Consider the following 18,834-nt stretch of genomic DNA (forward strand, 5'->3'; position numbering starts at 1 on the left):
ACCATCCTTGCGCGGGCGCGTTCGGATGGTGCAGGGCCTAGCGGCGCAGCATGCCTTTGTCTTCGAGGAAGTCAATGATGCTCTGCAGGCCGTCGCCGCTTTTCAGGTTAGTAAAGGCCCACGGACGCTCGCCGCGCATCCGCATGGTGTCGCGCTCCATTACTTCCAGCGAGGCGCCCACATACGGTGCAAGGTCGGTTTTGTTGATCACCAGGAAGTCCGATTTGGTGATCCCCGGCCCGCCTTTGCGCGGGATCTTCTCCCCTTCCGCCACGTCGATAACGTAGATGGTCAGATCGGCCAGCTCGGGGCTAAAGGTGGCGCTGAGGTTATCGCCGCCGCTTTCGACGAAGATCAGCTCGAGGTTGCCGAACTTTTCGCTTAGCGCCTCCACCGCCGCCAGGTTCATCGACGCATCTTCGCGGATGGCGGTATGCGGGCAGCCGCCGGTTTCGACGCCGACGATCCGCTCCGGCTCCAGCGCGCCGGCTTCGGTAAGGATGCGCTGATCTTCTTTGGTGTAGATGTCGTTGGTGACGACGGCCAGCTGATAGGTGTTGCGCATCGCTTTACACAGCGCTTCCAGCAGGGCAGTTTTCCCGGAACCGACCGGGCCGCCGACGCCGACGCGCAGCGGATGTTTGTAGTTGTTCATGTTTTCTCCTAAGAACGGAATAATCGGGAATACTGCGTTTCATGCCGGGCGGAGGCGATGGCGGCCAGCGGCGTGGAGGAGCCGATCGCCTCGTCCGGGGCGGCAAGCGCGCTGGCCATATCCGCCGCATAGCGGTCGCACAGGCGGATGATCAGCTGCTGCGCGGCCTGCTGGCCAAAGGGTACCAGCTTAACGCCGGCCATCACCGCGCCCTCAATCCAGCTGTAGCCGAGGCTCAGCGCCAGATCGGCAAGGGGGATTTGCCAGCGCACGCCAAGCCAGGCCATCCCGGCCAGCTGGCTTTGCTGGCACAGCGTGCGCCACTCTTTCGGGCACTCCGGCTGCCAGTCGGCAAGCAGCCTGGCGAACGCCGCCCCGCGATTGCGCTCCTCTTCGCGCAGCTCGCGGGTTTCTCTGCAGGCGAGCAGATACGCCGCCCAGCGCCGGGCATCGGGCAGGCTGTTATCCTCGCAGGCGCGATAGAGGCGGGCGAACAGCGGCAGGTCGACGGTAAAAAAGCTCTGCTCCATCTGCCGCAGCTGCCAGCGCTCGAAGGCCTGAGTATCGGCCACCCAGCCCGCCTCTACCGCCCACTCCAGCCCCTGCGACCAGCTATAGCCGCCCACCGGCAGGTTGCTGCTGGCCAGCTGCATCAGCCGCAGGCGCTTTTCCGGCGTCGGCATTTAGTGACCGTGCTCGTGGTGGTGGTCGTCGTGGCTATGGCCATGATGATGACCGTGGCCGTGCCCGTGGCTCTCGCTGGCGTAGGCGCCGGCTTCCGGTTCGAACGGCAGCCGGGCGAAGATCACCTCCAGGCCGAACTGGCGCAGCATATCGTCAAGCACGTGGTCGTGGTGGTAGCGCAGCTCGCCGGGCATAATCTGCAGCGGAACGTGGCGGTTGCCGAGGTGATAGCAGGCTTTCGCCAGCGTAAACGGATCCTCGCAGCACACCACGGAGACGCCCTCATCGGCGGCAACGACCGCGACAAACTCGCTGCCCTCTTCATTGCTCAGCACGTCGCCGCCCCGCAGCAGCAGGCCGCGCGGCAGCAGCAGGCCCGCTTCGCGCCCGTCGTTAAGGGTGACTTTGATTCGGCTTTTTACCCGCACATCAATCGGCAGCGTGACGCTGGCCGTTGCCTGCGCCGTCGTCTCCACGCGTTGGGTCAGATACAGCATCCGGACTCCTTAAAACAGAAAGTAACGTTGCGCCATCGGCAGCACTTCTGCCGGTTCGCTGGTTATCAGCTCCCCGTCAATGCGCACCTCGTAGGTTTGCGCATCAACGGTAATATTGGGCTGCAGGCCGTTATGGATCATGTCGGCCTTCTGCAGCGTTCGGCAGCCCTTCACCGCGGCCGTGGCGCTGTGCAGATTGAGGCGCTGCGCCACGCCGCTGTCTATCGCCGCCTGCGGCAGGAAGGTCAGCCGACAGCGATGGCGGGCGCTGCCCAGCGCCCCGAACATCGGCCGATAGTGCACCGGCTGCGGGGTAGGAATAGAGGCGTTAATATCGCCCATCGGCGCGACGGCAATCATCCCGCCCTTCACCACGCACGCCGGCTTCACGCCGAAGAACGCCGGGGACCACAGCACCAGGTCCGCCAGCTTGCCGGCCTCAATCGAGCCGACCTCGTGGGCGATACCGTGGGTCAGCGCCGGATTAATGGTGTATTTGGCGATATAGCGCTTAACGCGAAAGTTGTCGTTGCCGCCGCGCTCTTCCGCCAGCGGGCCGCGCTGGACCTTCATGCGGTGGGCAACCTGCCAGGTGCGCAGCACCACCTCGCCGACGCGGCCCATGGCCTGCGAATCGGACGAAGTCAGCGAAAAGGCGCCGATATCGTGCAGGACGTCCTCGGCGGCGATGGTTTCGCGGCGAATGCGCGATTCGGCGAACGCCACGTCCTCCGCTATGTCCGGGTCGAGGTGATGGCAAACCATCAGCATATCGAGGTGTTCATCGATGGTATTGACGGTGTAGGGCAGCGTCGGGTTGGTGGAGGAGGGCAGAATATTGGGGTGCGCGCAGGCGGTAATAATATCCGGCGCGTGGCCGCCGCCGGCGCCTTCGGTATGGAAGGTGTGGATGGTGCGCCCGCCAATCGCCGCCAGCGTATCTTCGACAAACCCGGACTCGTTGAGGGTATCGCTGTGAAGCGCCACCTGAACGTCCATCTCATCGGCGACGGTCAGCGCGCAGTTGATGGCCGCGGGCGTCGCGCCCCAGTCTTCGTGGATTTTCAGACCAATCACGCCTGCCGCCACCTGCTCGCGCAGCGCGTCAGGGTTGGAGCCGTTGCCTTTACCCAGCAGGCCGACGTTGACCGGCAGGCTATCCGCCGCCTGCAGCATCCGCGAAATATACCACGGCCCGGGGGTGCAGGTGGTGGCGTGGGTGCCCGCCGCTGGTCCGGTGCCGCCGCCGACCATGGTGGTGACGCCGGAGACCAGCGCCTCTTCCGCCTGCTGCGGGCAGATCCAGTGGATATGCGTATCGACGCCGCCGGCGGTGACTATCTTACCTTCGGCGGCAATGATCTCCGTCGCCGCGCCGATAGGGATGGTGACGTTGGGCTGGATATCCGGGTTGCCCGCTTTGCCGACGGCGAAGATGCGCCCCTCTTTGACGCCGATATCCGCTTTCACGATCCCCCAGTGATCGACGATCAGCGCGTTGGTCAGCACCAGATCGACGCACTCCGCTGAGAGCATTTGCCCCTGGCCCATGCCGTCGCGGATCACCTTTCCGCCGCCGAACTTCACCTCTTCGCCGTAGGTGGTGAGATCGTCCTCGACCTCGATCCACAGCTCGGTATCCGCAAGGCGCACCTTATCGCCGGTGGTGGGGCCAAACATATCGGCATAGGCCTGGCGTGAAATTTCACTCATCGTTTGCCTCCAGTTTTCCCATTACCGCGCCGCGAAAGCCGTACACCGCGCGGGCGCCGGCCAGAGCAACCAGCTCTACTTCGCGCTTTTGCCCCGGTTCAAAACGGACCGCGGTACCGGCGGCGATATTCAGGCGATAGCCAGTCGCCTGCTCGCGGTCGAACTTCAGCGCCGGATTCACTTCGGCAAAGTGGTAGTGCGATCCCACCTGGATCGGCCGGTCGCCGTGATTCTCAACGATTATGCTGCGGGTCGTGCGGCCGGCGTTAAGGGCTATCTGGCCGGGTTTGACTTGATACTCGCCTGGGATCATTGCGAAGCCTCAGATTATCGGATTGTGGACGGTGACCAGCTTCGAGCCATCCGGGAAGGTGGCTTCGACCTGGATGTCGGGGATCATTTCCGGCACGCCCTCCATCACCTGACTGCTGGTCAGGACGTGGCGGCCCTCTTCCATCAGCGCCGCTACGCTATTGCCGTCGCGGGCGCCCTCCATAATAAAGGCGCTAATTAACGCCACCGCTTCCGGGTAGTTCAGCTTCAGCCCGCGGGCCAGGCGACGTTCCGCCACCAGCGCGGCGGTAAACAGCAGCAGCTTATCTTTCTCTCTGGGTGTCAGTTCCATAGCGCTCTCTCAGGTCAGCCAGATTCGGGGAGGAACCGGGAGTTTCCCGGTCAGATGCGGGCGCATAAACTGCCAGATATCGCGCATCGCCCGCTGGCACAGCAAATTATCATCACTTAACAGTCGGACCGTCAGCAGGCCGTCGGTCAGGCTGGCGCCGGCGTAGCTGCCCAGCCCGGTCAGTCGTTCGCGCACGCCGTCGAGCAGGGCCTCATGTGCCGGATAGAACAGCAGCGTTCCCACCCACGGCCGGCGGGCGATGCTATCCAGCTGGCCATCGGCGAGGTGTAGCCGTTCCACCAGCAGCGGCGACTCGTCAATCCACACCTCCAGCCGGTTCATGAGGGTGCCGTGGCTAAAGTCTTCGCCCATCACCGGGCGGCCGAGGCACAGCAGATCCCAGGCTAAAAGAGCGCTGGTGGCGCAAAGGTGAAAGCTGGTATGCAGATTAGCCCGCGCGCCGGGGAAAAAAATGGCGTCCTGGGGCAGCCACTCCAGAATCGCGTGCGGCGCGACGGTGAAGCGCTGGTGCAGGCGCGCCTGCGCGCCGCTGCTGCGGTAAAACTTGCTGGCGCCGGGCATGGTCATCAGCGCGTGGCTGCCGCCGTCGAGGACGGCGCTAATCGTCAGCTCGTCGCCGCCAACGATGCCGCCCGGCGGATGCAATAAATAGAGGTGGCAGGTTTCTTCTTCAGGGTAAAAAGGGCGCTGAACGGTTAACGGGCCAGCGTGGCGGGAAGCGGTCAGGACCGTTTTACCGCCGATAGGTTGAAAGCGGAGATCCAGCGTAGCCTGCCAGCCTTTTTTAGTCTGTGGTAACACGGTGCCGTGCAATGTTGCGCCCCTGCGAACTCAAGATAAAACAGCAGCGATGAGTATTGATCGGCCGCAAAGCATCCCGATCATATGAAAAGCTTATGGTTGTTATCCGGCAGGCAGACCGGTGGCGCGGATGGGGCCCGTCCCTGGACCTTCCCCCGCAGGCGGGATGGCTACATGTTGAAAAGTTAAGGGACGGTGGGATAAAGGGCGCTCAGCACGAGCGCCCGGGGGTAACGCTATTTATCCTGGTAATCCTCGGCGTCGATATCGTAGCCCGAAGGTTCCCAGCGGATGGCCAGCAGCGACAGCAGGCCGATAAGCGGCGCCGCAGCGATAACCCAAAATACGCGCGTATCCAGCGCCGCGACCAGCAGCGGGAAGAGGAACAGCGACAGCGTCGAGCTGCTGCGCATCAGGGTTTGGTTGAGGCCGACGCCGACGCCGCGCAGCGAAGTCGGGTAGCTCAGCGAGGCGAAGGTCATGGTGTGCGCGCCGGGGCCAAAGCCCTGGCCGAAGAGGAACAGCGCCAGCATGGCGACCGCGGCGATCCCTTCGGCGGCGCCTTCCGGGCGGCCAATCAGCGCCAGCCCCAGCAGCGCCGTCAGCTGGCAGGCGTATCCCGCCAGCGACATTTTCCACGCCCCCAGGCGCGGCACCAGCCGTACCGCCAGCAGCCCGCCGACGAAGGCGAAGAGCAGGTTCAGCGCCAGCGAGATCAGGATCGTGGTCAGCATCGACTGGACGAAGAAGCTGGAGATAATCACCGGCAGGCCAAAGGCGACGGCGTTGTAGGCAAAGGATGAGACCACGGAGAGCAGCGTCGCCAGGGTCGTACGGCGCAGGTAAGTCCCCTGGAACAGGCGTAAATAGTTGCTCCACTGCGCTTTTTTCACCGCCGGCGCCGGTTTATCCAGCGCGTCCTGCGCCACGTGAGCGTTGATGTTGTATGCCTGGCGCAGAATGGAGGCCGCTTCACGCAGGTTACCCTGATTGGCGCCCCAAACCGGCGACTCGCTCATGTAGCGGCTGCGAATGGCGATAATCACCAGCGCGGGGATCGCGCCGAAGCCGAGAATCAGCCGCCACAGCCAGTCGCTGTGGCTTTCCGGCAGCACGGCGTAGAAAAAGAGCACCAGCAGGTACGAGGCGCTAATCGCGGCGTACCAGGTTGGGCACCACATGGCGACGCTGGCGGCTTTGTTACCCGGCCCTTTGAGCTTAGAAAATTCGCTCAGGAAGGCCATCGCCACCGGCAGGTCGATACCTACGCCGAGCCCCATGACGAACCGGGCGCCGGTGAGAACATATTCGTTGGGCGCCAGCGCGCAGGCGATAGCGGCAACCACGAAGAACAGCATATCCGCCATAAAGACGCGGTAGCGGCCGATTTTATCCGTTAGATAGCCGCCCAGCAGCGCGCCGACGATGGCGCCGAAGGTGATGGCCGAGGCCACCATGCCGGTGCCGGCGGGCGTCAGGCCGAATTCGCGGGTAATATCCTTCAGGCCAAAGGCCAGGGAACCAAGGTCGTAGGCATCGAGGAAAATCCCGCCGAGCGCGATGCCCATAACGATGCGCGCGTTGCTGCGCCCGCTGCCGCCCTCGTTAATCAGGCGCGAAACGTCCGCCGCGCCGCGTATCCATCGAACTTCCCCGTCGGGCGACCCTGCCGCCGCAGCCGGCGTCGCGTTGATTACGTCTGTCATATTATTGTTCTGTTGTGTTTTATCCGAAGATTCAGAGTAAACATCACGGGGCGGGGCAATAAATCACTTTTGGTTATAAGACATAACTAAGTGATTGTTGTGAAAGGATTATCTTTTAAACGGCGATGTGGCGGAATGATTGGCTATAAGGCCGGGGAATCAAAAGATATTGTCGGGGAAAATCGTGCCCGGCGGCGCCGGGCGCGGAGATTATTTCTGCCCGGGCTCTTGCTTGTTTTTCTTCAGCCGGGCCCAGATTTTGGTCTCCTGGCGACGCCACAGGCGCTGGATGTTGTCGTGATGGCGCAGGAGGATCAGGCAGGAGAGCATCGATACCGGAAAGGTGTACTGCGGCTTGAACCACCAGACGTAGAACGGGGCAATAAGCGCGCTGACGATGGCGCCTAGCGAAGAGTAGCCGCTGAGCAGAATGGTCAGGAGCCAGGTTCCGGCCATGACGCCAGTGAGATCCCAGCCGATGGGCGCGATAGCGCCGAAAGCGGTCGCAACGCCCTTGCCGCCGCGAAAATTAAAGAACACCGGCCAGATATGACCAATGCAGGCGGCGATCGCCACCAGGCCCAGCCAGAAAGGGGTCAGACCGAGTGCCCATGCGCCCCAGACCGGCAGCATGCCTTTGAGCACGTCGAAAATAAGCACCGTTACGGCCGCTCCCTTGCCGCCAATTCGCAGGACGTTGGTCGCCCCGGGATTGCCTGAGCCGCTATCGCGAGGGTCGGGCAGGCCGGCGAGGCGGCAAACCAGAATGGCGCTGGAAATTGAGCCGCAGAGGTAGGCAAGGATAACGAGTCCAGGCGCGATTGCACTCATCAGCTGTTCCATTTTGAAAGTGTCGTTTTATCCCCGTCATCCTTGGCGCGGCCGGTGCGTTGGCTCTCCTCGCGCGCCCGGATACATAGTGACGCTATGCTCCCGGAAGCTCGCTGCGCCGCCGCCTTCCTGCAACGCAAATTATTTAGGGGATGTCTTTGCATCTGTGGATAATACGCATAATTCGCCGGAAGTGGTATCCGGTTTAGCCAAAAAGCGGGCAGGTCGTGATGGATATTGTATTTATAGAGCAACTTTCGGTAATCACCACTATTGGTGTTTACGACTGGGAACAAACCATTGAGCAGAAGCTGGTGTTCGATATCGAAATGGCGTGGGATAACCGTAAGGCGGCCTCCAGCGACGACGTCAGCGATTGCCTGAGCTATGCCGATATTAGCGAGCTGGTGATTAACCACGTTGAGGGCGGGCGTTTTGCGCTGGTGGAACGCGTGGCTGAAGAAGTTGCCGATCTGCTGCTGGCAAAATTCTCCTCACCGTGGGTGCGGATTAAAGTCAGTAAACCGGGAGCGGTTGCCCGCGCGGCCAACGTCGGCGTCATCATTGAGCGTGGCCTTAATCTGAAACAAAACTTTTAAGGTCATATTGATTAAACAATTTGGGCTTATACAGGTCTTAGTGCCGGCCATCAGGTTATTTTATTTGCCATATTCTCCCCGAACGGGGCTCGAATTCCGCGCGTACTCCGTGTACGCTCCGGAATTGACGCGCCGTCCGAGGCCAAACTGGCTGCCCCAATGACGCCTGATGGCATGGCTCGTAGTGCCTGGTTTTTTCATTTTACTTTTAAAGGGTTTATTGGATGAGCGATATACACTCGCTGCTGGTGGCGGCAATATTGGGTGTGGTTGAGGGTTTGACGGAGTTTTTACCTGTTTCCAGCACGGGTCATATGATTATTGTGGGCCATCTGCTGGGGTTTGAAGGTGATACTGCAAATACGTTTGAGGTGGTCATTCAGCTAGGTTCTATTCTTGCCGTGGTCGTTATGTTCTGGCGTCGCCTGTTTGGCCTGATCGGCATTCATTTCGGTAAAGCACCTGCGCATGAAGGGCTGGGCAGCGGACGCTTATCGCTTATCCATATTTTACTGGGGATGATTCCGGCGGTAGTGATGGGCCTGATATTCCACGATACCATTAAGTCGCTATTTAACCCGGTCAACGTGATGTACGCGCTGATTGTCGGCGGCGTGCTGCTGATTGCCGCCGAGGTGCTGAAGCCGAAGGAGCCGCGTGCGGTAGGCGTTGACGATATGACCTATCGTCAGGCGTTCGTGATTGGCTGCTTCCAGTGCCTGGCGCTGTGGCCGGGCTTTTCCCGCTCCGGCGCGACGATTTCCGGCGGTATGCTGATGGGCGTCAGCCGCTATGCGGCCTCGGAGTTCTCGTTCCTGCTGGCGGTACCGATGATGATGGGCGCCACCGTGCTGGACGTATATAAAAGCATCGGCTTCCTGAACGCCAGCGATATTCCGATGTTTGCCGTCGGCTTTATTATGGCGTTTATTGTGGCGCTGATTGCGATTAAAACCTTCCTGCAGCTGATTAAACGTATTTCGTTTATTCCGTTCGCTATCTACCGCTTTATCGTGGCGGCGGCTGTTTACGTGGTCTTCTTCTAAGGCCCTGGCCCTCAGCCCTGCGGCTGAGGGCAGCGTTCTTCCTTCCACTGCGCGATCGCCAGAATGCGCCGCCGCGTCAGCTCCTCGCGAATCTCCGGCCCTTTAAAACCTTCCGCCACCACCGCTTTCGTTGAGACCGACCGGGCGACATGCCACGCTTCCAGCAGCAGGCGCCCCTGCGGATAGTCGCAGGCCTCGAAGCCGGTTCGGCCGCGGACGTCGGCCTCGCTGGTAAGGGCAATTTTTTCCACCCGCTGCGGCTTGCGCCAGGCATCGATGCTGTCGAACAGCTTGACCAGGGTTTTGGGCTGCAGAATCGGCAGGGTATGAATCAGATCGTGGAATTCGGCCACCAGCTTCGCCAGATCGCGGATCTCATTCGGGACGCGCAGGCGGGCGCAAAGCTGCTCGACCAGCCTGACGCCGGCCGGCCCGTGGCCGTGATGACGAGGCCAGAGCTCTTTTGGCGTCAGCCCTTTGCCCACATCGTGGCACAGGGTGGCGAAACGCACGTCGATTTCCGGCGACAGCATCGCCGCCATGGTCAGGGTCATCAGGGTATGCAGGCCGGTGTCGATTTCCGGATGCCATTTGGCCGGCGCGGGGACGCCGTACAGCGCCTCGATTTCCGGAAACAGCACGCCGAGCGCGCGGCAGTCGCGCAGGGTCTGGAAAAAGACCTGCGGGTTGCGGGTGCCCAGCGCGCTCTCGGTCTCTTTCCATACCCGCTCCGGCGTCAGGTGCGCCAGCTCGCCGGCATCGGCCATCGCGCGCATCAGCGTCATGGTGTCATCCGCAATGCGGAAGCCAAGATGGGCGTAGCGGGCGGCAAAGCGCGCGACGCGCAGAACGCGCAGCGGGTCTTCGCTAAAGGCCGGGGAAACGTGGCGCAGCAGGCGCTGGCGCAGGTCGGACTGGCCGCCGTAGGGGTCGATAATCTGGCCGTCCGTATCCTGGGCGAGGGCGTTAACCGTCAGGTCGCGGCGGAGTAAATCCTGTTCGAGGGTGACGTCAGGCGCGGCGTAGCAGGTGAAGCCGGTATAGCCGGCGCCGGATTTACGCTCGGTTCGCGCCAGGGCGTACTCCTCCCGGCTTTGCGGGTGCAGAAACACGGGAAAATCGCGGCCTACCTGCTGGTAGCCCGCGTCAAGCAGCTCTGAGGGCTCGGCGCCCACCACCACCCAATCTCTGTCTTTGACCGGTAGTCCGAGTAATGCATCCCGGACGGCACCGCCGACCAAATAAATCTTCACGCCTGATTCTCCCGTCTCCACTTTGCGCTGGATGATACGTAAGTCTGGCAGAGAAGACGAATTAGTTCATCCACCGGTCTTTACGCTTGCGGCTCGGGATCAGATGCGGCAGCACCAGACCGAGCAGCAGGCCAACGCCCAGCACGCCGCCGCCGTACATAAACCACTGCATGATGATGGTGCGCTGCTTATCATCAAGCTGCAGGTTCGCGGCGTTGACCTTTTTCTGCGCGATAACCAGCTCATTTTTCAGCTTCTGGTTCTCATCTTTCAGGGCGTTGATGGCGTTATCGCTCCCGGCGACCTTTTTCTGCATGTCCGCCGTGCGCTGGTTCCAGGTGGTGTCGATGTTGTTAAGCTTGTCGGTCAGGGTCTTAACCTGATTTTCGAGATCCGGTACGCGGGTGCGCAGGCTGGGCTCATTGCTCAGCTCTTTCAGCGGAATCCAGGCGGTACGGCCGTTGCCGTCGCGGATCTGGGCGTAATTGGTGCTGTCGTTAGTCTGCAGCAGAGAGACCTGCTCTCCGGCATTGATGGTTCCCTGGAGGCGATAATTATCGCCAGGACCGGTGCGGACCCAGGTGTTAAGTTCATCAGAAACATAGCGTTTTTCTTCTGCATGAACCGCCGTAGCGGCGCTAAGCGCCAGCAAAGTTATCGTAATCAGGCGTAATTTAGGCATCAGGTCATCGTTTGGTCATAAAAAGTTGAACGATAGTAGTGGCATCACCATGGCGACGCAAAGTTTTCCGCCACAATCGGAAACATCCAGGAGGTGGCCCGGCAAAATGCGCATTGCATGGCTATTCGCCGCAAAATATTATCTACTGACAAGAAATATTGGCGTTAGTTCGCCGTATTTTCCCTGCAGAGCACAGAAGCGGAAGAATTCAGTCATGGCGCAAGAAATCGAATTAAAATTTATCGTCTCCGACAGCGGTGTGGAAACACTGCGTCAGCACCTTAATACGCTCAATGCGCAGCATGCGCCCGCAGGACAGCTGCTCAATATTTACTATGAAACGCCGGATAGCTGGCTGCGCCGTCACGATATGGGGCTGCGTATTCGCGGCGATCGCGGTCGCTACGAAATGACTCTGAAAGTTGCCGGCCGGGTGGTGGGAGGGCTGCACCAGCGCCCGGAGTACAATATCCCGCTGGAGAAACCGGAGCTGGCCCTGAGCCTGCTGCCGGCGGAGGTCTGGCCGCAGGGCGAACTGCCGGCCGAGCTGGCGCAAAGCGTACAGCCGCTCTTCAGCACGGATTTTGAACGCGAAAAATGGCTGGTAAGCGAAGGCGATAGCCAGATTGAGATCGCCCTCGATCGCGGCGAGGTGAAGGCCGGCGAGCATCGGGAAGCCATCTGTGAACTGGAACTGGAACTGCTGTCCGGTAATACCGCAGATGTCCTGACCCTCGCCCGTCGTCTGCTGGATACCGGCGCGCTGCGTCAGGGAAGCCTGAGCAAAGCGGCGCGAGGCTACCATCTGGCTCAGGGCGGCGGCGAACGTCCGCTGACCGCGCTGGATGTCCTGTTGGTTAGAGCGAAGTCCAGCGTCGAGCAGGGCATGGAGGCGGCGCTGGAGAGCGCCCTGGCCCACTGGCTTTATCATGATGAAGTCTGGAGCCGCGGCAATCCTGCGGCAAAAGGCGAAATTCTGCGGGCGATTGCCCGCCTGCGCCATACGCTGGCGCTGTTTGGCGGCATCGTGCCGCGTAAAGCCACCGCGGCGCTGCGCGAGCAGCTAAGCGAAGCGGAGGCGGCGCTATCAGAGGCCGAAAACGCCCAGGCGGCGCTGTTCAGCACCGCCACCGTCGGCGCGAAGCTGATGCTGACGGAATGGCTAATAAGCCGCGGCTGGCGCGGGTTCCTCAATGAAAATGCGCAGAAGAAAATTGCCGGGTCGTTTAAACGCTTTGCCGATATTCAGCTTTCGCGGGCGGCGGCGGAGTTAAAAAAGGCATTCCTGCAGTCGCTGGGCGACGAGTATGCAGGCCAGCTGCCGCGGCTGGCGCGCGAAATCGACACTGTTCAGCTGTTAGCCGGCGCCTACGCCGAGGCCGCATCGCCGTGGCTGGAAAACTGGAAAGAGCTTCGGCGGGCCGTTGAGCACCGGGACAGCAGCGTCATTGAATATTTCCGTCGCCAGGCGCTGGCCGCGGAACCGTTCTGGCTGCATAGTGGAAAACGATAATTTCAGGCCAGGGAGACCCCTATAATGCCGCTTTCTTCGCAGTTACAGCAGCACTGGCAGACGGTTGTAGACCGGCTGCCGGCGGATTTTCCATCATCAACGTTAAGTCCGCAGGCGCAGTCGGTTATGGCGTTCAGCGATTTTGTCGAGCAGAGCCTGGTTGCCCAGCCGCAGTGGCTGGCGGAGCTGGAGAGCTCGCCGCCGGCAGCGGACGAGTGGCGCCACTATGCCGACTGGCTGCGGGCTGCGCTGGCGGAGGTCAACGACGAAGCGGCGCTGATGCGCGAGCTGCGCCTGTTTCGCCGGCGGATTATGGTGCGCATCGCCTGGGCCCAGGCGCTGTCGCTGGTCAGCGAAGAGAGCAGTCTGCAGCAGCTCAGCGCGCTGGCGGAGACGCTGATTGTCGCCGCCCGGGACTGGCTGTATGCCGCCTGCTGCCGGGAGTGGGGCACGCCCTGCAGCGCCGAAGGTAAGCCGCAGCCGCTGCTGATCCTCGGGATGGGCAAACTTGGCGGAGGAGAGCTTAACTTCTCCTCCGATATCGATCTGATTTTTGCCTGGCCGGAGCACGGCGCAACCCGCGGCGGCCGCCGCGAGCTGGATAACGCCCAGTTCTTTACCCGCCTCGGCCAGCGTTTAATTAAGGCCCTCGATCAGGCCACCCAGGACGGTTTTGTCTACCGCGTGGATATGCGCCTGCGCCCGTTTGGCGACAGCGGCCCGCTGGTGCTGAGCTTCGCCGCGCTGGAGGATTACTACCAGGAGCAGGGGCGAGACTGGGAGCGCTATGCGATGGTGAAGGCGCGGATCATGGGCGACAACGAAGGCATCTATGCCAGCGAGCTGCGCGCCATGCTGCGGCCGTTTGTCTTCCGTCGCTATATTGACTTCAGCGTGATCCAGTCGCTGCGGAATATGAAAGGGATGATTGCCCGCGAGGTTCGCCGCCGCGGGCTGAAGGACAATATCAAGCTCGGCGCCGGCGGGATCCGCGAAATCGAATTTATCGTTCAGGTCTTTCAGCTGATCCGCGGTGGCCGCGAGCCGGCGCTGCAGCTGCGGGCGCTGCTGCCAACCCTGGAGGCCATTGATCAACTGCACCTGCTGCCGGAAGGCGATGCTTCCCGGCTGCGTGAGTCCTACCTGTTTTTACGTCGCCTCGAGAACTTGCTGCAAAGCATCAACGATGAGCAGACGCAAACCCTACCGCAGGATGAGCTTAACCGCGCTCGCCTGGCGTGGGGGATGCGCGTTGCCGACTGGGAGACGCTCAGCGCGCAGCTGGAAGAGAAAATGGCCAGCGTCCGGCGGGTGTTTAACGAGCTGATCGGCGATGACGAAGCCCAGTCGCCGGATGAACAGCTTGCCGAGTACTGGCGCGAGCTGTGGCAGGACCCGCTGGAGGAGGATGATACCAGTCCGGCGCTGGCGCATCTCGATGATGGCGATCGGCGCAGCGTGCTGGCGCTGATCGCCGATTTCCGCAAAGAGCTCGACAGGCGCACCATTGGCCCGCGCGGGCGGCAGGTGCTGGATCAACTGATGCCGCACCTGCTCAGCGAAGTCTGCTCCCGCGCCGATGCGCCGCTGCCGCTGGCGCGCATTACGCCGCTGCTGACCGGCATCGTGACCCGCACGACCTATCTGGAGCTGCTCAGCGAGTATCCCGGCGCGCTGAAGCACCTGATCGCCCTGTGCGCCGCCTCGCCGATGGTCGCCAGCCAGCTGGCGCGCCATCCGCTGCTGCTGGACGAGCTGCTGGACCCGAATACGCTCTATCAGCCGACGGCAACCGACGCCTATCGCGATGAGCTGCGCCAGTATTTACTGCGCGTACCGGAAGAGGACGAAGAGCAGCAGCTGGAGGCGCTGCGTCAGTTCAAGCAGGCGCAGCTGCTGCATATTGCCGCCGCGGACATCGCCGGCACGCTGCCGGTGATGAGAGTGAGCGATCACTTAACCTGGCTGGCCGAGGCGATGATCGACGCGGTTGTTCAGCAGGCGTGGATGCAGATGGTGGCGCGCTATGGCCAGCCGACGCACCTGCGCGACCGTCAGGGCCGCGGTTTTGCCGTCGTCGGCTACGGCAAGCTGGGCGGCTGGGAGCTGGGCTACAGCTCCGATTTGGATCTGGTGTTCCTTCATGATTGCCCGCAGGAGGCCATGACCGACGGCGAACGCGAGATTGACGGCCGCCAGTTCTATCTGCGTCTGGCGCAGCGCATTATGCATCTCTTCAGCACCCGCACCTCTTCCGGGATCCTCTATGAAGTGGATGCGCGCCTGCGTCCGTCGGGCGCCGCGGGCATGCTGGTCACCACCGCCGACTCATTCGCCGACTATCAGCAAAACGAAGCCTGGACCTGGGAACATCAGGCGCTGGTCCGCGCGCGGGTGGTCTACGGCGATCCGGAACTGCAGACGCGGTTTGATGAGATTCGCCGCGCCATTCTCACCCGCCAGCGCGAGGGGGCTACTTTGCAGACCGAGGTGCGGGAAATGCGTGAGAAAATGCGCGCCCATCTTGGCAATAAGCAGAGCGATCGCTTTGATATTAAAGCCGATGCCGGCGGGATCACCGATATTGAATTTATCACCCAGTATCTGGTCTTACGCTATGCCCACGACAAGCCGAAGCTGACGCGCTGGTCCGATAATGTGCGCATTCTGGAGCTGCTGGCGCAGAACGACATTATGGACGAAGAAGAGGCCCGGGCGTTGACCCATGCCTACACCACGCTGCGCGATGCGCTGCACCATCTGGCGCTGCAGGAGCAGCCGGGAAACGTCGCGCCGGAGGCCTTTGCTCAGGAGCGTGAGCAGGTTAGCGCCAGCTGGCAGAAGTGGTTGATGGCTTAACTAAAAAACCGGGTGTGCTATTATCGCGCGCAAAATTTGCATCTCGCAGGAGAGAGTAATGAAAGTAACGCTGCCGGAGTTTGAACGAGCAGGAGTGTTGGTGGTTGGCGATGTGATGCTGGACCGCTACTGGTATGGTCCCACCAGCCGTATTTCCCCTGAGGCCCCGGTGCCGGTGGTGAAAGTGGAAAATATAGAAGAACGCCCCGGCGGCGCGGCAAACGTAGCGATGAATATCGCGTCGCTCGGCGCGACCTCGCGCCTGGTGGGCCTGACCGGGATTGACGATGCCGCCCGCGCGCTGAGTAAAGCGCTGGCCGACGTCAACGTGAAGTGCGACTTCGTTTCGGTGCCGACGCACCCGACCATCACCAAGCTGCGCGTGCTGTCACGCAACCAGCAGCTGATCCGCCTTGATTTTGAAGAGGGCTTCTCCGGCGTCGATCCGCAGCCGATGCACGAACGCATCCAGCAGGCGCTGGGTTCTATCGGGGCGCTGGTCCTCTCTGACTATGCGAAAGGCGCGCTGGCCAGCGTGCAGACGATGATTAAGCTGGCTCGGGACGCGGGCGTGCCGGTGCTGATCGATCCGAAGGGTACCGAATTTGAGCGCTATCGCGGCGCCACTCTGCTGACCCCGAACCTCTCCGAGTTTGAAGCGGTGGCCGGGAAATGTAAGGACGAAGCGGAAATCGTTGAACGCGGCCTGAAGATTATTGCTGATTTTGAACTCTCCGCGCTGCTGGTGACCCGCTCCGAACAGGGCATGACGCTGCTGCAGCCGGGCAAACCGCCGCTGCATATGCCAACCCAGGCACAGGAAGTGTATGACGTCACCGGCGCGGGCGATACGGTGATTGGCGTACTGGCGGCGACGCTCGCCTCGGGCAACACGCTGGAAGAGGCGTGCTATTTCGCCAACGCGGCGGCCGGCGTGGTCGTCGGCAAGCTGGGCACCTCCACCGTTTCGCCGATCGAGCTGGAAAACGCGGTGCGCGGGCGCGCGGAGACCGGTTTTGGCGTGATGAATGAAGAAGAGCTGAAGCAGGCGGTTGCCGCAGCGCGCAAGCGCGGTGAGAAAGTGGTGATGACCAACGGCGTGTTTGACATTCTGCACGCCGGCCACGTTTCGTATCTGGCCAACGCGCGCAAGCTGGGCGATCGCCTGATTGTGGCGGTGAACAGCGATGCGTCGACGAAACGTCTGAAAGGCGAGTCCCGTCCGGTGAACCCGCTTGAGCAGCGGATGATCGTGCTGGGCGCGCTGGAGGCCGTTGACTGGGTAGTCTCTTTCGAAGAGGACACGCCGCAGCGCCTGATCGCCGGGATCCTGCCGGATCTGCTGGTGAAAGGCGGGGATTACAGGCCAGAACAGATTGCCGGAAGCGAAGAGGTCTGGGCAAACGGCGGTGAAGTGCTGGTGCTCAATTTTGAAGATGGCTGTTCGACCACCAACATAATTAAGAAGATCCAGAAAGATAGCGGGAAGTAATGTTTTCCCGCCGAACGGTGGCTTGACGATGGTCCCGATAAGCATGGCGCGATCGGGAAAGTAGCGAAAAAGTTGTACTTAAAGCGGCCCGCGATCGTCCGATCGCGGGCTTTTTTTATTTATTGATGGTGGAAATGATTCAGCGCAAGAATTGTTCTTGTTTTGCGCATTTTTCGCGCAAAAAAAGTTAACGTAAAGATAAATACTGAAGTCAGTAAAGCATATGACCACTCAGAACACCAACGGCTGAAGGAGTATGCGGATGAACCATAACGACCTGTATTCAATGAATAATTTTGACTTTTTGGCGCTGAGCTTTGCCAGAATGCGCGCGCAGGGCCACGTCGTTGATCTTGAGGCCATCGTCGGCAATATGGATGAGGATCATCGTGAATGGTTTTGCCAGCGGTACGAGCTCTACTGTCGTCAGGTCTGCCAGGCGGAGGCGCCGGCACGAGAGCTGGAACACTGATACAACAACGGGCCTGATGGCCCGTTATTTTTTACTGCTTCTCTTCAGCGCCCGGCGCGGCCGAACGGCTTTCCAGATCGTTAATGCGCTGTTCGAGTAAAGCCAGCTTTTCGCGGGTGCGCAGCAGCACCTGGGTTTGTACGTCAAACTCTTCACGGCCTACCAGATCCAGGCGGGTCAGCTGTGACTGGAGCACCTGACGGATCTTTTTCTCCACGTCTTCCCCAAGGTCACGAAGGCCTTTCGGCATCGATTCATGGACCTGGCGGGCAATTTGTTCAATTTTTTTCGGGTCAATCATGGTGGTTTCCTGCTCTGGTCGATTTACCGTCCATTGTAGTGCGATCGGCGCCGCCTATAAACCAGAAATGTTTGAAGCTTATGCATTGCCGAGGATAATCAATAGCGTTATAGTTATCCCGCTTATTCTCAGGGCGGGGCGAAATTCCCCACCGGCGGTAAATCAACCATAGCGTTGAAAGCCCGCGAGCGCTTTTTGCGACAGCAGAAAGGTCAGCAGACCCGGTGTAATTCCGGGGCCGACGGTTAGAGTCCGGATGGGAGAGAGTAACGGCTCAGCCGGATTGCGATCCGCTTGCGTTGACTTTTGCCGCTTAACCGGCACTCCTAAGACTGCCCTGATTCTGGTAACCATAATTTTAATGAGGTTTTTTTACCATGAATCAGACGCTCCTTTCCTCTTTTGGTACCGCTTTTGAACGTGTGGAACACGCTTTAAATGCACTGCGCGAAGGCCGCGGTGTGATGGTGCTGGATGATGAAGACCGTGAAAATGAAGGCGATATGATTTTCGCCGCCGAGACCATGACCGTTGAGCAGATGGCGCTGACCATTCGCCACGGCAGCGGTATTGTTTGCCTGTGCCTGACCGATGAACGCCGCAAGCAGCTCGACCTGCCGATGATGGTGGAAAATAACACCAGCGCCTACGGCACCGGCTTCACCGTGACCATCGAAGCCGCGGAAGGCGTCACCACCGGCGTATCCGCAGCCGACCGCGTCACCACCGTGCGCGCCGCGATTGCCGATGGCGCAAAACCATCCGACCTGAATCGTCCTGGCCACGTATTCCCGCTGCGCGCCCAGGCGGGCGGCGTGCTGACCCGCGGGGGCCACACCGAAGCCACTATCGATCTGGTGACTCTCGCGGGCTTCAAGCCGGCCGGGGTTCTGTGTGAGCTGACCAACGACGATGGCTCGATGGCCCGCGCGCCGCAGTGCATCGAATTTGCTCAGCAGCACAATATGGCGGTGGTCACCATTGAAGATCTGGTGGCCTACCGTCGCGAGCACGAGCGTAAAGCCAGCTGATCCGGCTTAGCCGTGCTCCAAAGCCCACGTCACCGTGGGCTTTGTTGTTTTGG

The 18,834-nt window shown here is 60.9% G+C and carries 19 protein-coding genes, 1 pseudogene and 1 riboswitch; of the genes and pseudogenes, 8 read left to right on the top strand and 12 right to left on the bottom strand.

Annotated features, from left to right (window positions below; translation table 11 throughout):
• Positions 1–37: 37 nt before the first annotated feature.
• The 7 genes from ureG to AC1M2H_RS03400 are packed head-to-tail and all read right to left on the bottom strand — an operon-like array spanning position 38 to position 5,008.
• The gene (ureG, locus tag AC1M2H_RS03370) at positions 38–655 is read right to left on the bottom strand and encodes an urease accessory protein UreG (protein WP_041147299.1); all 618 of its coding nucleotides are present in this window, start codon (positions 653–655) and stop codon (positions 38–40) included.
• A gap of 8 nt (positions 656–663) precedes the next feature.
• Positions 664–1,338 carry an urease accessory protein UreF gene (locus AC1M2H_RS03375; RefSeq protein WP_480150285.1) on the bottom strand — a complete coding sequence of 225 codons (675 nt, stop codon included), beginning with the start codon at positions 1,336–1,338 and terminating at the stop codon, positions 664–666.
• On the bottom strand, positions 1,339–1,836 hold the full coding sequence (gene ureE, locus AC1M2H_RS03380) for an urease accessory protein UreE (protein WP_480150286.1): 498 nt from the start codon (positions 1,834–1,836) through the stop codon (positions 1,339–1,341).
• Between the two features lie 9 nt (positions 1,837–1,845).
• A complete protein-coding gene (gene ureC / locus AC1M2H_RS03385) occupies positions 1,846–3,549 on the bottom strand; it encodes an urease subunit alpha (protein WP_480150287.1) in 1,704 nt (567 codons plus the stop codon).
• Complete coding sequence (locus AC1M2H_RS03390; protein WP_480150288.1) at positions 3,542–3,862, bottom strand: urease subunit beta; 321 nt, start codon at positions 3,860–3,862, stop codon at positions 3,542–3,544. Before AC1M2H_RS03390 ends, ureC begins: the two co-directional genes overlap by 8 nt.
• A gap of 9 nt (positions 3,863–3,871) precedes the next feature.
• Positions 3,872–4,174, bottom strand: a complete 303-nt coding sequence (locus AC1M2H_RS03395; protein WP_480150289.1) for an urease subunit gamma — start codon at positions 4,172–4,174, stop codon at positions 3,872–3,874.
• Between the two features lie 9 nt (positions 4,175–4,183).
• A complete protein-coding gene (locus AC1M2H_RS03400; RefSeq protein ID WP_480150290.1) occupies positions 4,184–5,008 on the bottom strand; it encodes an urease accessory protein UreD in 825 nt (274 codons plus the stop codon).
• On the opposite strand from AC1M2H_RS03400, the pseudogene AC1M2H_RS03405 reads away from it, so the two are divergent.
• Positions 4,998–5,081, top strand: a pseudogene (locus AC1M2H_RS03405) (short-chain dehydrogenase); the annotation flags it as partial. The gene AC1M2H_RS03400 and the pseudogene AC1M2H_RS03405 sit on opposite strands and share 11 nt — an antisense overlap.
• Before the next feature lie 151 nt (positions 5,082–5,232).
• Here AC1M2H_RS03405 and AC1M2H_RS03410 read toward each other — a convergent pair.
• Together AC1M2H_RS03410 and plsY are read right to left on the bottom strand one after the other, a co-directional pair.
• Positions 5,233–6,702: an MFS transporter gene (locus AC1M2H_RS03410; protein WP_480150291.1), complete on the bottom strand. Its 1,470-nt coding sequence runs from the start codon at positions 6,700–6,702 to the stop codon at positions 5,233–5,235.
• A gap of 210 nt (positions 6,703–6,912) precedes the next feature.
• Positions 6,913–7,533 (bottom strand): glycerol-3-phosphate 1-O-acyltransferase PlsY, encoded by a 621-nt coding sequence (plsY, locus tag AC1M2H_RS03415; protein WP_480150292.1) that lies wholly within the window; start codon positions 7,531–7,533, stop codon positions 6,913–6,915.
• A 230-nt stretch (positions 7,534–7,763) separates the two neighbouring features.
• Here plsY and folB point away from each other — a divergent pair, with 230 nt between their 5' ends.
• Together folB and bacA are read left to right on the top strand one after the other, a co-directional pair.
• Positions 7,764–8,132: a bifunctional dihydroneopterin aldolase/7,8-dihydroneopterin epimerase gene (gene folB, locus AC1M2H_RS03420; RefSeq protein ID WP_480150293.1), complete on the top strand. Its 369-nt coding sequence runs from the start codon at positions 7,764–7,766 to the stop codon at positions 8,130–8,132.
• Positions 8,133–8,356: 224 nt separating this feature from the next.
• Positions 8,357–9,178 carry an undecaprenyl-diphosphate phosphatase gene (bacA, locus tag AC1M2H_RS03425; RefSeq protein WP_480150294.1) on the top strand — a complete coding sequence of 274 codons (822 nt, stop codon included), beginning with the start codon at positions 8,357–8,359 and terminating at the stop codon, positions 9,176–9,178.
• 11 nt (positions 9,179–9,189) lie between these two features.
• Here bacA and AC1M2H_RS03430 read toward each other — a convergent pair whose 3' ends face one another.
• Together AC1M2H_RS03430 and AC1M2H_RS03435 are read right to left on the bottom strand one after the other, a co-directional pair.
• Complete coding sequence (locus AC1M2H_RS03430) at positions 9,190–10,431, bottom strand: multifunctional CCA addition/repair protein (RefSeq protein WP_480150295.1); 1,242 nt, start codon at positions 10,429–10,431, stop codon at positions 9,190–9,192.
• Between the two features lie 61 nt (positions 10,432–10,492).
• Positions 10,493–11,113 carry a TIGR04211 family SH3 domain-containing protein gene (locus tag AC1M2H_RS03435; protein WP_480150296.1) on the bottom strand — a complete coding sequence of 207 codons (621 nt, stop codon included), beginning with the start codon at positions 11,111–11,113 and terminating at the stop codon, positions 10,493–10,495.
• Between the two features lie 214 nt (positions 11,114–11,327).
• Here AC1M2H_RS03435 and AC1M2H_RS03440 point away from each other — a divergent pair, with 214 nt between their 5' ends.
• The 4 genes from AC1M2H_RS03440 to glgS all read left to right on the top strand — a co-directional run bounded on the left by AC1M2H_RS03440 (position 11,328) and on the right by glgS (position 17,449).
• On the top strand, positions 11,328–12,626 hold the full coding sequence (locus tag AC1M2H_RS03440; protein ID WP_480150297.1) for a CYTH domain-containing protein: 1,299 nt from the start codon (positions 11,328–11,330) through the stop codon (positions 12,624–12,626).
• 21 nt (positions 12,627–12,647) lie between these two features.
• Positions 12,648–15,485, top strand: a complete 2,838-nt coding sequence (glnE, locus tag AC1M2H_RS03445; RefSeq protein WP_480151826.1) for a bifunctional [glutamate--ammonia ligase]-adenylyl-L-tyrosine phosphorylase/[glutamate--ammonia-ligase] adenylyltransferase — start codon at positions 12,648–12,650, stop codon at positions 15,483–15,485.
• A gap of 58 nt (positions 15,486–15,543) precedes the next feature.
• Positions 15,544–16,977, top strand: a complete 1,434-nt coding sequence (gene hldE, locus AC1M2H_RS03450; protein ID WP_283825010.1) for a bifunctional D-glycero-beta-D-manno-heptose-7-phosphate kinase/D-glycero-beta-D-manno-heptose 1-phosphate adenylyltransferase HldE — start codon at positions 15,544–15,546, stop codon at positions 16,975–16,977.
• A 262-nt stretch (positions 16,978–17,239) separates the two neighbouring features.
• On the top strand, positions 17,240–17,449 hold the full coding sequence (glgS, locus tag AC1M2H_RS03455) for a cell surface composition regulator GlgS (protein ID WP_480150298.1): 210 nt from the start codon (positions 17,240–17,242) through the stop codon (positions 17,447–17,449).
• Positions 17,450–17,480: 31 nt separating this feature from the next.
• On the opposite strand, the gene ubiK is transcribed toward glgS, so the two are convergent.
• Positions 17,481–17,750: a ubiquinone biosynthesis accessory factor UbiK gene (gene ubiK / locus AC1M2H_RS03460; RefSeq protein ID WP_480150299.1), complete on the bottom strand. Its 270-nt coding sequence runs from the start codon at positions 17,748–17,750 to the stop codon at positions 17,481–17,483.
• A 120-nt stretch (positions 17,751–17,870) separates the two neighbouring features.
• Positions 17,871–18,022: riboswitch (FMN riboswitch) on the top strand.
• Between the two features lie 105 nt (positions 18,023–18,127).
• On the opposite strand from ubiK, the gene ribB reads away from it, so the two are divergent.
• Positions 18,128–18,781 (top strand): 3,4-dihydroxy-2-butanone-4-phosphate synthase, encoded by a 654-nt coding sequence (gene ribB, locus AC1M2H_RS03465; RefSeq protein ID WP_045856843.1) that lies wholly within the window; start codon positions 18,128–18,130, stop codon positions 18,779–18,781.
• The last annotated feature ends 53 nt before the right edge of the window (positions 18,782–18,834 follow it).

This window comes from Klebsiella sp. F11 (assembly GCF_056712265.1).

Bases quoted from the DNA above. Each gene is read 5' to 3' on its own strand.
- ureG (WP_041147299.1), bottom strand. From the start codon at position 655: ATGAACAACTACAAACATCCGCTGCGCGTCGGCGTCGGCGGCCCGGTC.
- AC1M2H_RS03375 (WP_480150285.1), bottom strand. From the start codon at position 1,338: ATGCCGACGCCGGAAAAGCGCCTGCGGCTGATGCAGCTGGCCAGCAGC.
- ureE (WP_480150286.1), bottom strand. From the start codon at position 1,836: ATGCTGTATCTGACCCAACGCGTGGAGACGACGGCGCAGGCAACGGCC.
- ureC (WP_480150287.1), bottom strand. From the start codon at position 3,549: ATGAGTGAAATTTCACGCCAGGCCTATGCCGATATGTTTGGCCCCACC.
- AC1M2H_RS03390 (WP_480150288.1), bottom strand. From the start codon at position 3,862: ATGATCCCAGGCGAGTATCAAGTCAAACCCGGCCAGATAGCCCTTAAC.
- AC1M2H_RS03395 (WP_480150289.1), bottom strand. From the start codon at position 4,174: ATGGAACTGACACCCAGAGAGAAAGATAAGCTGCTGCTGTTTACCGCC.
- AC1M2H_RS03410 (WP_480150291.1), bottom strand. From the start codon at position 6,702: ATGACAGACGTAATCAACGCGACGCCGGCTGCGGCGGCAGGGTCGCCC.
- plsY (WP_480150292.1), bottom strand. From the start codon at position 7,533: ATGAGTGCAATCGCGCCTGGACTCGTTATCCTTGCCTACCTCTGCGGC.
- folB (WP_480150293.1), top strand. From the start codon at position 7,764: ATGGATATTGTATTTATAGAGCAACTTTCGGTAATCACCACTATTGGT.
- bacA (WP_480150294.1), top strand. From the start codon at position 8,357: ATGAGCGATATACACTCGCTGCTGGTGGCGGCAATATTGGGTGTGGTT.
- AC1M2H_RS03435 (WP_480150296.1), bottom strand. From the start codon at position 11,113: ATGCCTAAATTACGCCTGATTACGATAACTTTGCTGGCGCTTAGCGCC.
- AC1M2H_RS03440 (WP_480150297.1), top strand. From the start codon at position 11,328: ATGGCGCAAGAAATCGAATTAAAATTTATCGTCTCCGACAGCGGTGTG.
- hldE (WP_283825010.1), top strand. From the start codon at position 15,544: ATGAAAGTAACGCTGCCGGAGTTTGAACGAGCAGGAGTGTTGGTGGTT.
- glgS (WP_480150298.1), top strand. From the start codon at position 17,240: ATGAACCATAACGACCTGTATTCAATGAATAATTTTGACTTTTTGGCG.
- ubiK (WP_480150299.1), bottom strand. From the start codon at position 17,750: ATGATTGACCCGAAAAAAATTGAACAAATTGCCCGCCAGGTCCATGAA.
- ribB (WP_045856843.1), top strand. From the start codon at position 18,128: ATGAATCAGACGCTCCTTTCCTCTTTTGGTACCGCTTTTGAACGTGTG.